A 12,225-nucleotide genomic window follows, 5' to 3' on the forward strand; every position below is an offset into this window, starting at 1 on the left:
ACCATCATACCAATGGAACCCAGGCCGATCATGCACTAACAATCAACTTGGACCCGTCAGATAGGGCTGCTCACTATCAAATACAGTTACGACGAGTATGGTTTGCGCTTTCGGGTAAAACGCGCCCTTCGCAAGGATCTTTCGATCAGCGGCGGATTTGCAGTTTACCAACGGGCCTACAAAGGGCCTTTTTCAGCCCTTCTTCCGATAGATCGGGATGAGATGCGATTAAAAGCAGAGGTTGAAGTTACAAAAAGGTTCTCTGATCGGATCACAGGCTTTGCACGTGTCGGATGGGATGAGAATGAGTCCAATATCTTCTTGCGTGATTATGCAGGTGCCACGTTTGGACTTGGAGTTACAATCCACCTAAACTAACCAGCTCTTTCCAACCCCCCAAAAAAACGATGACACCCAGAGTTCTCTGGATGTCATCCTTGCAATTCAAACGGGGAACTCCGGTCTAAAAGACGAAGAGATCCATGACATACTCTTCAAAACTATCCCCGCGTTCTTGGTGATCCAGGACTGAAATGCGTTGCGAATTGGACAGTCTGATCACAACGCTACCATCAGAGCCGCGGGATACGTTTTCTTCCTGCCAGCTTTCACGGTCCACATATCCTGCGAGAATATCAAAATCGGAGACGTCAATCTGATCTCGATGCACACCAAAACCTTGGATATCGGTGATTGTGTCCATGAAGTACCCGTTGCTTTCCCGGAACACAAAAGTATCCGCGCCTCCGTCAGACGTCGTTCTTGATGACGGCAGTCATGATTCCGTACACATACGAGAGAGTTTGGACGTTCTATTCCCCAAACTGAGTGATGGCGGTCTCTACATGATTGAAGACACACACGCTTCCTATTGGGCAAATTACTCCGGTGGCTACCAGACACGCGGCAGCTTCATGACTGTAGTGAAGTCTATGATCGACGACATCCACCATTGGTACCACAATCGCGGTTTCAACGTGCTTTCAACTGGTGAAAATCTGAGAGCCGTTCATGTTTACGACTCGATCGTGGTTCTCTAGAAGGGTGCAAACGAGAAGCCAGTTCATCATCGCCGCGGTACTGAGTAGGTTTTGTTGGGTTTTCCAACCCGCAGACAGTCTGAAATGCTTCTGTGTTCAACCAATCTGGCGGCCATGAGCCCAGACGCCACGCACGACCGGATTGCCCAGAGTATTGCCAACCCGGACTAAATCAGCCCGCAATCCCACTTCAAGGCGGCCGCGATCGGTCAGACCGGTGGCTCGTGCGGGCGCGTTGGTGACGGTCGCGATTGCACGGGGCAGGTCGTCCCATAGGTCTGCCAGCAAAAAGGCACCGGTCATCAGGGCCGAAGGGACATAGTCCGAAGACAGGATGTCCAGAACCCCACGGCCCGCCAATTCATGTGCGGCCACGTTGCCAGAGTGTGATCCACCGCGGATCAGATTTGGCGCACCCATCATCACGGCGATACCTTGGGCCTGACACGCGTCTGCAGCCTCAACCGTGGTGGGAAACTCGGCCAGCTGGATGCCATGCGCGGCACTCTTGGCCACATGTTCGGCGGTGGTATCGTCATGGCTGGCCAGAACCGCACCAAAACGCTTGGCGGCGGCGACTGCCTCAGCTTCGTGCGTGTCGCCGTTGGTTTCTCGCAAGGTATAGAGCAGGGCGATGTGCTCTTCGTATTCGCGTTCATTCATGCCTTGTTTGCCCTGCACATAGGCCTTTAGCTTGTCCAAGTCGCGGAACTGGCGTTGGCCGGGGGTGTGATCCATCAGGCTGACAATGCCCACACGATCATCAGCACTGAACTCTGACAACTCCTCGACCAGCGTTTCCGAGCAAACCTCAGCGCGCAAATGCAGGAAATGAGATATCCGCAAGCCATTGGCCGCGCGAATTTCCCAGAGTTCCGTCGCAAGCTTGCGGGCATATTGGGCGTACCGATTGTGACCGGATGGGACGGATCCAACCCGCATGGCGTCAAAGACCGTGGTGATGCCAACGCTGGCCATCTCACCATCATGAGCCAGGATTGCCGCGGCGTGGGGCCAATCTACATGGGGGCGAGGCTGAATATGCCGCTCCAGGTTGTCGGTGTGCAATTCAATCAGACCGGGGATCACCAGGTCACCTTCCATGTCCTCAGCCCCAGACACAGCGGTTGCGCCGGTGGACACATCAGAGATCCAGCCCTCGCGGATTCTCAGCGTGCCATGAATGACCTCGGTCGGCAAAACGATGCGGGCGTTGGTCAAAATCATGTCGCGCATGGCTGGTCCTGTTTACGTCACCGGTTGACTGGCACGCCTCTGTCATCGAAGTGTGATGAGAAAGCGCTAGGTCCGGTCTTATGACAGAGTATACTCGATTTGCAGTCTATTTCGCCCCTCAAGAAGGCGCATTTAGTGATTTTGCCAACCGATGGTTGGGCTGGGACGCGACGCGCGGGGTATCCTGTCAACCTCCGAGCATGTCCGGTCTGCCGATGACTTTCGAAGATATCACGGCCACTCCGCGCAAATACGGGTTTCATGGTACGTTGAAACCGCCATTTCGACTGGCGAAGACCAGCACCCGCGCAGCGCTTGAGAACGACCTTGCAGCGCTGGCAAAACGTCAGGCCCCTGTCTCGATGGAAGGCTTGGAGCTGAACCAGATTGGTCGGTTTTTGGCGTTGGTGCCCGTTGGGGATACGACCGAGCTCGCGGCTCTTGCGTCAGAGGTGGTGCGCGATCTTGATGGCCACCGCGCCGACCTGATACCCGAAGAGTTGGCTCGGCGTCGGGCTGCCCGGCTAAGCGCCAGACAAGAGGCCAACCTGATGCGCTGGGGCTATCCTTACGTGATGGACGATTTTCGTTTCCATCTGACGCTGACCGGCAAGTTGCCCAAGGCCATGATCGATCCGGTCCGCACGTCTTTGACGCCCGTTCTGGCCCCATTGTTGCCGCGTCCGTTCGTGCTTAAAGACCTGTGCCTGTTTGGTGAAGGTGAGGCTGGGCGCTTTCACGTATTGCGCCGTTTTGCGTTGACCGGCTGACCACAATTTGCGTCCTAGCGTGGCATCAAAGGGACACAATCTGACACATCGGGGCTGATTTTCAGCGTGTTTCGATCATCTTCTTGCCGCTTTCTTGCGCTAGGCAATGCGGGCGAAACTAGAAAAAAGTGAAGGAATAGAAACCATGTTTGCTATTACGAACATTCTTCTGGTCGTGTTCAGTGTGGCGCTGATTTACAAAGTCCGCTCCGCATCTGTGTCTCTGGACGACGCGGTCTGATTGTGGAACCGCTGGAGGTGTCTTGTTGCCACCTCCAGCGCTTCTACGATCGCCGCATCATCTCGCCAAAAGCTAAGACAGGCCGTCGATCAGCTCATAAGTCTGTGCGGCAATCACACGTTCTTCGTTGGTGGGGATCACCCAAGCGCTGATCGCGCTGTCATGGGTCGTGATCCGCGGCCCGCCGCTGGCATTGGCCGCATAGTCAATCTCAAGCCCAAGCCATGTGCACCGTGCCAGGATCTTTTCGCGCACGGCGATGGCGTTTTCCCCAACACCTGCCGTAAAGACAATCGCATCGGCACCGCCAATAGCCCCGGCCATGGATCCGACCTGCCGCGCGGCACGATAGCAGAACAAATCCACGGCTTCGGTTGCGGCAGGATCATTGCTGGCGGTCAGATCGCGCATGTCGCTGCTGATTCCCGAAACCCCCAAAAGACCGGATTCGTTCGAGATGACCTCTTCGGCCTCTTTCAGAGATAAACCCTTGTCTCGCATCAGGAAAAAAATCACGCCGGGGTCGACGTCGCCCGAGCGTTTGCCCATCATCAACCCGTCGAGCGCGGTAAATCCCATCGTGGTCGCCATGCTTTGGCGATTGACCATTCCGCAGATGCTGGCGCCGTGGCCCAGGTGCAGGACGATCACCCGCCCGTTGGCTGCGTCACCCAAGTGTTTGGGCAATTGCGAGGCGATGTAGTCATAGCTCAACCCGTGGAAGCCGTAGCGCAGCACGCCCTCGGCGGTCAAAGCACGGGGTAGGGCAAACATCTGCGCCAACCGCGGTTGTGTGCGATGAAAGGCGGTGTCGAAACAGGCGACTTGCGGGATGTCCGGCCAGACCGACCCCAACGCGATAATCCCAGCGAGGTTATGTGGCTGATGCGCCGGGGCAAGCGGTGACAACAGTCGGATTTGTTCGATCACGTCTGCTGTTATCAGAGTGCTGTGGTCGAACTCTTGTCCGCCATGCACAACACGGTGCCCGGCCGCGACCACTTCGATATTGCCGATACGCCCCGAAAGGTCCGTCGCCAGCCATTGCAGAACGTCCACATGGCCAGCTGTCTCGGACAAGGGCAGCTTTTCGTGGCGTTCCCCCTCGCGCAATTCAGCGCCTGCACCAATCCGTTCGATCACGCCTTTCATCAGCAATTCGTTTCCAGCCTCGGCCCGGAACACGCCATATTTGACCGAGGAGCTCCCAGCATTCAGAACAAGGATGGCTTTGGTCACAGGATGGTCTTTCCTAGGCGGTGGTGGACCACCAGTTGAGCAAGGGCTGCCGAGATCAGGCGCGACAGGGTGCCGTCAGCGCGGCTGGTCAGCATGACAGGTACGCGCGCGCCCATCACGATGCCCGCGCTTTCGGCGCCTGCGAGATACATCAATTGTTTGGCGATCATGTTTCCCGCCTCAAGGTCAGGGGCAATCAGGATATCCGGGTCCCCGGCAACGTCGGACACAATCCCCTTGGCTTCGGCGGCGTCTTTCGAGACAGCATTGTCAAAGGCCAGAGGCCCGTCCAGCAAGCCGCCCGTGATCTGACCACGATCTGCCATTTTGCAAAGCGCGCCGGCTTCCACGGTTGAGGGGATCTTGGGGTAAATGGTTTCCACCGCCGAGAGGATCGCCACTTTGGGCAGGTCGACACCCAGGGCATGTCCCAGCTCAATAGCGTTTTGAATGATGTCGGCTTTGGTCTGCAAGTCCGGAAAGATGTTGATCGCCGCATCCGAGATCAGCAGCGGCTTGGAATAGCGTGGCACATCCAGCACAAAGATATGGCTCATGCGTCTAGCTGTGCGCAAGCCACGTTCGCGGTGCACCACCTCGCTCATGACTTCGTCGGTGTGCAAGGCCCCTTTCATCAGGGCCTCGGCGCGGCCAGCATGCACCAGTTCAACTGCTTTACGCGCCGAGTCGTGGCTGTGCTCTGAGGCCACGATCTCTACATCTGAAATATCCAGCCCCGCATCTACTGCGGCTTTTTCGATGCGGGCCTTTGGGCCAACAAGGATCGGGCTGATGAGTGCCTGATCCCACGCCACCAGAGCTCCTTTGAGAGAGGCGGCGTCACAAGGGTGAACAACAGCCGTCACAATCGGCGTCAATGGGCGCGTGGCTTTGAGCATCGTTGCGAAACGATCCCCCATCTCGGGCAGAGCCCCTATGTCAGCGGCATCATTTGGCAAAGTCACGGGCGTCTCCTGTCTCGCGGCGCATTGAACAACTATGCCTCATATGAGCCGCCCAGTGACCCCGTACCAGTGAATTTTTTCTGACGATCGCGAAATCCCGTTATGCAAGGAAATCAAGGTCGGTGCATCGGCAAGGTTTAGTCGCCCGGTGCAAAAGCCCCATAGCCGCTTTGGGCAAACACCAGCGGTGTGCCTTCGTTCAACAGAACCTGCTCGACATGTCCGACGATGATCACGTGATCGCCGCCATCATGCAGTGCGCTGGTGCGGCACTCGAAGCGCGCAAGGCAATCGTTGATCAGAGGTAGGCCGTTCTTACCAATCTCATGATCGACACGGTCAAAGGCATCACCGCGACGGGCAAAATCCAATGCGAGGTCCTTTTGATCCGATCGCATTACGTGAATTGCGAACCGTTCGGCTTTGGCAAAAAACGGGTAGCGCAGCGAGTGTTTTGATGGCGACCACAGCACCAATGGTGGCGTGAGTGAAATCGACGAAAACGAATTGGCGGTCATACCAATCCCACTGGGGTCGCCGGGGGCCGTCACAACGGTCACGCCAGTGGCAAAACAGCCCAAGGCGTCGCGAAAATCGCGGGTGTTTTCTGAACCGGGGGCGAAGTGTCGTGCCATGTCTTAGCCTGCCACTGATGATCTGATCTGCGCGTGTCCGACCGCCTTTACGCGAAAACCAGCCATGCGCAAGCGGTTTGTCCGGTGAACTAGTTCAGATCTTCGAGCAGTCGACCATGTTTTCGTGTCTGTTCAACAACCTGTCCAAAGGTATGAAAGCCACGCGATTGCAGCATTGGCAGCATCAGACAGAGCACTTCGGCAGTGGCGACTGCATCCCCCAGGGCCGTATGGCGCAACTCGGCCGGGATCGTCACGTTCAACCGTTCGCATAGCGCATCCAGCGTGTGGGTTTCGCTCGCGCCAAACAGAACCGCGCTCAAGAGAACCGTGTCGATGATCGGGTGGTTCCAATCCAACCCGTTGGTTTTGCCGTGACGGCGCAGAAAGGCCATGTCAAACGGCGCGTTGTGCGCCACAATCACCGCCTCTTTGGCAAAGGTATGAAACCGCTGCGAGGCGATGTGGATGTCAGGCGCTTCGGCCACCATCTGATCTGTGACCTTGTGCACCTTGGTTGATGCAGGTGGGATCTTCATGCCGGGGTTGACCAGTTGGTTGATCTCTTCGCCCGGCACCATCTTCCCATTCAGAACACGCACCGCACCGATTTGTACGATCTCATCCTTATGTGGCAAAAGCCCGGTGGTTTCGGTGTCAAAAACCGCAAATGTCAGCTTGTTGAGCGGTGTATCTTCAATCGCGGCCTCAGCCTGAACTTCGCGTTCCATTAGGTCAAAATCATAGACCAGAGGACGGGCCGCGTCTGGCAGGATCTGGGCGTGCTCATCGTCAATCAGGATCATGTATCCCGGCGCATGCCCCAAGGGTTTCAGGCGGGCATCAAAGGTCAGCTTGTTTTCGGTGCCTTCCGCAATGAAGGACACATCCATGCCTGTTGTGATCAGCTTCTTATAGGCCGCCTTGAGAGATTTTTCCTTGAAGTAATCAAAAACCGACGCATTCAGGCGGGGTGTGTGAATCTGGCTCAGTGCCTCGGCGGCCTGACCGTCATACAGCACGATCTGGTGGTTCGGGCTGACCAAAATCATGGCCACCGGAATCTCGGTCAAAAGTGCAGTCAGGCGCTCTTTTTCCGAGGCCAGTCGCGAGGTTTCGGCCGCCACTGCTTCTGCCGTGTCCAGCGCGGTTTGGCTTAGCACTGTCGAGACCGCTTCTGCGGCAGGTGCCAGATCACCCAGATAGCGTGCGGCATGGGTATCAACCTGTTGCTCAACCCCGGCGTGGGCGCGGGTGCGCATGGTGGCGGCCAGCCGCTCGATGGGTTTGGCGACGTTTTCGTCAAACAGCATCCAGACCCCGACCGTGAGGGCGATTAGACCAAAACCTGACAGCGCTCCAGTCAGCACAAAGGCAGACATCACGTCTCCGTCCAATGAACGTTGGTAGCCGACATAGATGGCCAGCAACACCAAGGCCGCGCCGCCCAACCCAATGAGGCAGAAAAACAGGAATATCCGAACGCGCAAACTCAGAGACGTAAACATCGCTAACCTCTACAGATTGTGGTCAATACGGGATCGTCTTGCGGTGCAGCGATCCAGTCTGCGCCGCTGACAGTGCCATCCTCCTCAAAGGTGATGGCATCCATCAATGCTGCCCGTCGCCCGTTCGCGCAATCGGCAAGGACCGAGATCTTGTTGATTGGTGCCCAACGTCCATAGAAATAGGTGTCTGCCAAACGCATCTCTGGCTGGGCGTCATGCGTGCGGATTGAGGCCGTATCAACCGCGACAAAGCGATCCACGAAGGGTTTGATATAGGTCCAGGGACGATAGAACGCTTGGCTCTCAACAGTTTGCACGATGGCAAACTCATCCGGCAGATTGCTGCGGGTTGTGGAATACCAACCGTATTCATTTGAGATTGTGGCAACGATCATCGCGGCGCCAGCGGCAATGGGCGTGAACCAGCGGGGCAGGGTGCGCCCCGTGGTTTTTCCCAGCAAGTGATTGAGCAGCATGACCAAACCTGCTGCTGCGATCCCCGCCAGAAAAGTGGCGACCAGTGTCATAAACATTTGCGTCCTCCCAAAGCTCTGACACCCGCCACTCCTCCGAGGCGGGGTCGAACCGCGTGTCCTTTAACTTAGCATGCCCCGGCCATGTCCGATGGCAGATTGCAGTGTTTTCACCACCACGAAAGCGTCGCGCAGGTGGCTGCGCTCGAAATCTGACAGTTCGGCGGGCAACAGATAGTTGTCCGGCGCTTTGCCATCCTTGACCAGATTGGCCTGATGCAACAGCCGTGTTTCGGCGATCAGATCATAGGCGTCCAGCAAATCGCGGGCGCCGGATTTTGATAGGACTCCGGCGGCTTCGGCCGCTTCCAGCCGCGCCCGTGTGTTAACGGCGGTCAGCTGCCCCTGCAGCGCGTAAATGCGGGCCAGATCGACAATCGGCACAACGCCGTTGTGTTTCATGTCCAGCTGGTTTTTGTGCTCGCCCGAGCGGATCGTCGCAAACCCCCGCAACAGCCCCAAAGGCGGCTGATGCTTCAGCGAGTTGGAAATCATGTGTGCAACAAAGATCGAATTCTCACTTGCGCGTTTCAGGGTGCCTTCTTGAAGATCTTCGAACAGATGCTTGTGGCCTCCGATCGGGCGCAGATCGAACATGACCGAGGCCAGCATTTGCGCCTCGGGGTCGGGGGTGTTGATCCAGCCCGAGAAATACTCTTTCCAAACCCTCATCGGCTGGCACCAGCGTGGGTTCGTGGCCATCATGTCGCCGGGGCAATAGACGTAACCGCAGGTGTTCAACCCATCGGTGACGAACTTTGCCAGCGCATGGAAATATGGCATGTCGTCGTCTGTGACCATGTCGTGCAGGATCAGGCAGTTGTCCTGATCGCTGACGCCGGTCTGTTCCTGACGCCCCTGACTGCCGCAGGCCAGCCACAGATAAGGGGCCGGGGGCGTGCCCAGTTTCTCTTCGGCCAGCGTCAACAGGCGTCGCGTAGCAGTATCGGCGATGTCGGTGATCAGACGGGTGACCACTTCGTGCCGGTTGCCGCCAGCCACCAGTTGCACCAAGAGTTGCGGAATACGTGCCGTGACCTCGGCCATCTCGTCGGGCGTCTTGGCATGAGCGATTTCGCTGACCAACTCCGCCGAGCTGACAGCCTGAAAACGGGTGAGGTCGGTCTGGGTGACGATGCCGACGAGCTTGCCGCCTTCAACAATCGGCACGTGGCCGATGCCCATTTCCATCATCGTGTGCAACACGTCTGAACCAATGGCGTTGGGGGCTAGAGTCACGGGATTGGCCGTCATGACGTCACGGACAGGGGTGGTGACCGGCATGGCCCTGGCCAGAACTTTGCCTGACAGATCACGGGTTGTCAGAATGCCTGTCAGCGCCGTGCCTTCAGTGACACAAAGCGATGAGATGCGTTTGTCTCGCATCAAACTGGCGGCGTCCTGCGCCGTGGTTTCCGGACCGCAGGATACCGGATTATGGGCCATCAGCGTGTCGACCAAACTGGTCGCCAGCGAGGCCTCGCGTGGCTTTTCAATGCGGGTACGGTCAAAGAATTTCTTGGCTGGCGCGTGCTCTTCGATGAGCTTGTAAAACGCGATGGGCGGCAGAACCAGAACGACGGAATGTTCATCTGCGCGGGCGCTGGTGACGGCGACACCATCGCGCAGCAGGCCGCGCTCGCCAAAAGAATTGCGAATGCCTAAATGCGAGACCACGACGTCATTTTCGTCGCGAATTTCGATCATACCTTCATAGACCAGAAACAGTCCGGGCAGCTTTTCACCATAATCGTAGACCGAGAAATCCTGCTCGATTTCCCAAGGCTCAAAGAGCGGTGCGAGCGTCTCAACAGCGCCTTCGGGCAAGGCATCATAGGGATGGACGGATTTCAGGAATCGAATGACCTGATCTTGGGTGAGGGGCATGGAAAACGGCCTTGAAAGATAAAGAAAAAAGTCCTGCCCAGTTTACACCGGACAGGACTGATTTAACAGATGGCGGGCCGTCGCAGTTGGGCGGCCCGCCATGGTGATTAGTGGTCCTGAGCGGCGCCAGCGCCTTTGGGGACGCGAACGCTTTCGACCAGCTCTTCGATCTCGGCGGGAATTGGATCCGACGATTTCGAAACAGCGAAGGCAACTGCAAAGTTAAGCAGTGCACCGATCGCACCGAACGAGGTCGATTTGATCGTACCAAGGAGTGGGTCAGCATCTGTGAACTGGTTGGTGCCCGGAATGAACAGCCAGCCTTTGTGCATGAAGATGTAGACCAGGGTCACGATCAGGCCGGTCAGCATGCCGGCAACGGCACCCTTGTTGTTCACCTTGGTGAAGATACCCATCATCAGAGCCGGGAAGATCGACGCAGCGGCCAGACCAAAGGCCAGAGCCACGGTTTGCGCTGCAAAGCCCGGAGGGTTGAGACCCAGATAGGTTGCCACACAGATCGCCACGGCCATCGCAATTCGGGCGGACAACAGTTCGCCTTTTTCCGAAATGCCGGGGTTGATCGCGCCCTTGATAAGGTCGTGAGACACCGCAGACGAGATCGCGAGCAACAGACCCGCAGCTGTCGACAGCGCGGCGGCAAGACCACCGGCAGCGACCAGCGCAATCACCCAGCCCGGAAGCTGTGCAATCTCAGGGTTGGCCAGAACCAGAATATCGCGGTTCACGTTCAGCTCAGAGCCTTCCCAGCCACGCTCAGCAGCAGTTTCGGCAAAGGAGTCCGACTTGTCGTTATACCACTGGATTTTGCCGTCGCCGTTCTTGTCTTCGAACTTCAGCAGACCTGTGGTTTCCCATGTCGCCATCCAGTCAGGACGGGCTTCATAGTCGATCGGAGCCGATGCTGTGCCATCCGGATAAACGGTTGTGATCAGGTTCAGACGCGCCATGGCACCAACAGCAGGAGCCGTCAGGTACAACAATGCGATGAACACCAGCGTCCAACCAGCCGACCAACGGGCGTCAGCCACTTTTGGCACGGTGAAGAAGCGCATGATCACGTGTGGCAGACCGGCGGTACCGATCATCAGCGACAGCGTGAACAGAACCATGTTGAGCGTGTCCGCATGGTGTCCGGTGTAGCTGTTAAAGCCAAGCTCTTCGACCAGCATGTCCAGTTTCGCCAAGAGAGGCTCACCCGACGCAACGTGGTCACCAAACAGACCCAGACCCGGGATCGGGTTGCCGGTCAGTTGCAGCGAGATAAAGATCGCCGGAATGGTGTAGGCAATGATCAGAACGCAGTACTGCGCAACCTGAGTGTACGTCACACCCTTCATGCCGCCGAAAACGGCGTAAGCAAACACAACTGCGGCACCGATGAACAGGCCGGTTGTTTTGTCCACTTCAAGGAAGCGACCAAAGGCAACACCAACACCGGTCATCTGACCGATCACGTAGGTGGTCGAGGCAACGATCAAACAGATCACGGCCACCATGCGGGCGGTCGGGCTGTAGAAACGGTCGCCGATGAATTCCGACACGGTGTATTTGCCGAATTTGCGCAGGTATGGCGCAAGCAGCAGTGCCAGAAGAACGTAACCACCGGTCCAACCCATCAGGAAGGACGAGTTGTCATAGCCGGTAAAGGCAATCAAACCCGCCATCGAGATGAACGAGGCCGCTGACATCCAGTCAGCCGCTGTCGCCATACCGTTGGTGACCGGGTGAATGCCGCGACCCGCCGCATAAAATTCCGACGTCGATCCGGCGCGAGCCCAGATTGCGATGCCGATGTAAAGCGCGAAGGACGCGCCAATGAAAATCCAGTTAAGAGTAAACTGATCCATCTGTCCCTGTGCCCCTTACTCTTCTACGCCGTGTTCGGCGTCGAGTTTGTTCATCCGCCAGGCGTAGAAAAAGATCAGCGCCAGAAAGACCAGGATTGACCCTTGCTGGGCAAACCAAAAGCCCAGGTCAGTCCCGCCGACAGAAATGCCGGACAGTAGTGGGCGCAGCAGGATGCCGAACCCGAAAGAAACCAGCGCCCAGATAACGAGGCTGATTTTAATGATGCGCAAGTTGGCGGACCAATATGCGTTGCTGGATGAGTTGTCGGCCATGAAAGGCTCCTCCCTCTTTTCCGTTTC

13 protein-coding genes are annotated in these 12,225 nt (G+C 57.0%); 3 read left to right on the plus strand and 10 right to left on the minus strand.

All coding sequences use genetic code 11. The features are described 5' to 3' along the window. Positions 1 to 75 precede the first annotated feature (75 nt). A complete protein-coding gene (locus tag Q0932_RS20570) occupies positions 76 to 378 on the plus strand; it encodes an outer membrane beta-barrel protein (RefSeq protein ID WP_366141413.1) in 303 nt (100 codons plus the stop codon). 85 nt (positions 379 to 463) lie between these two features. Here Q0932_RS20570 and Q0932_RS11410 read toward each other — a convergent pair whose 3' ends face one another. Next, a complete protein-coding gene (locus Q0932_RS11410; RefSeq protein WP_299352684.1) occupies positions 464 to 703 on the minus strand; it encodes a hypothetical protein in 240 nt (79 codons plus the stop codon). Between the two features lie 100 nt (positions 704 to 803). Between Q0932_RS11410 and Q0932_RS11415 the strand changes: the two genes are divergently transcribed. Further along, a complete protein-coding gene (locus tag Q0932_RS11415) occupies positions 804 to 1,040 on the plus strand; it encodes a hypothetical protein (protein WP_299352687.1) in 237 nt (78 codons plus the stop codon). 96 nt (positions 1,041 to 1,136) lie between these two features. Here Q0932_RS11415 and Q0932_RS11420 read toward each other — a convergent pair whose 3' ends face one another. Next, the gene (locus tag Q0932_RS11420) at positions 1,137 to 2,276 is read right to left on the minus strand and encodes an alpha-D-ribose 1-methylphosphonate 5-triphosphate diphosphatase (RefSeq protein WP_299352690.1); all 1,140 of its coding nucleotides are present in this window, start codon (positions 2,274 to 2,276) and stop codon (positions 1,137 to 1,139) included. Positions 2,277 to 2,356: 80 nt separating this feature from the next. On the opposite strand from Q0932_RS11420, the gene Q0932_RS11425 reads away from it, so the two are divergent. Further along, entirely contained in the window at positions 2,357 to 3,046 is a 690-nt protein-coding gene (locus Q0932_RS11425; protein WP_299352693.1) for a DUF1045 domain-containing protein, read from the plus strand. A gap of 313 nt (positions 3,047 to 3,359) precedes the next feature. On the opposite strand, the gene Q0932_RS11430 is transcribed toward Q0932_RS11425, so the two are convergent. From Q0932_RS11430 to Q0932_RS11465, 8 genes are all read right to left on the minus strand, one after another. Further along, complete coding sequence (locus Q0932_RS11430; protein WP_299352696.1) at positions 3,360 to 4,526, minus strand: acetate/propionate family kinase; 1,167 nt, start codon at positions 4,524 to 4,526, stop codon at positions 3,360 to 3,362. Further along, positions 4,523 to 5,491, minus strand: coding sequence for a bifunctional enoyl-CoA hydratase/phosphate acetyltransferase (locus Q0932_RS11435; protein ID WP_299352699.1), 969 nt, complete (start codon positions 5,489 to 5,491; stop codon positions 4,523 to 4,525). Before Q0932_RS11435 ends, Q0932_RS11430 begins: the two co-directional genes overlap by 4 nt. A gap of 137 nt (positions 5,492 to 5,628) precedes the next feature. Beyond that, complete coding sequence (locus tag Q0932_RS11440) at positions 5,629 to 6,126, minus strand: flavin reductase family protein (RefSeq protein WP_299352702.1); 498 nt, start codon at positions 6,124 to 6,126, stop codon at positions 5,629 to 5,631. Between the two features lie 89 nt (positions 6,127 to 6,215). Continuing rightward, entirely contained in the window at positions 6,216 to 7,634 is a 1,419-nt protein-coding gene (locus Q0932_RS11445; protein ID WP_299352705.1) for an exonuclease domain-containing protein, read from the minus strand. Positions 7,635 to 7,636: 2 nt separating this feature from the next. After that, positions 7,637 to 8,167 carry a hypothetical protein gene (locus tag Q0932_RS11450; protein ID WP_299352708.1) on the minus strand — a complete coding sequence of 177 codons (531 nt, stop codon included), beginning with the start codon at positions 8,165 to 8,167 and terminating at the stop codon, positions 7,637 to 7,639. A gap of 63 nt (positions 8,168 to 8,230) precedes the next feature. Next, positions 8,231 to 10,054 carry a DUF294 nucleotidyltransferase-like domain-containing protein gene (locus Q0932_RS11455; RefSeq protein WP_299352711.1) on the minus strand — a complete coding sequence of 608 codons (1,824 nt, stop codon included), beginning with the start codon at positions 10,052 to 10,054 and terminating at the stop codon, positions 8,231 to 8,233. A gap of 107 nt (positions 10,055 to 10,161) precedes the next feature. Next, positions 10,162 to 11,925, minus strand: a complete 1,764-nt coding sequence (locus Q0932_RS11460) for a sodium:solute symporter family protein (RefSeq protein ID WP_299352714.1) — start codon at positions 11,923 to 11,925, stop codon at positions 10,162 to 10,164. A 15-nt stretch (positions 11,926 to 11,940) separates the two neighbouring features. After that, positions 11,941 to 12,198 carry a DUF4212 domain-containing protein gene (locus Q0932_RS11465; RefSeq protein ID WP_299352717.1) on the minus strand — a complete coding sequence of 86 codons (258 nt, stop codon included), beginning with the start codon at positions 12,196 to 12,198 and terminating at the stop codon, positions 11,941 to 11,943. Positions 12,199 to 12,225: the final 27 nt, after the last annotated feature.

This window comes from uncultured Shimia sp. (genome assembly GCF_947498095.1).
Lineage (GTDB): Bacteria > Pseudomonadota > Alphaproteobacteria > Rhodobacterales > Rhodobacteraceae > Shimia.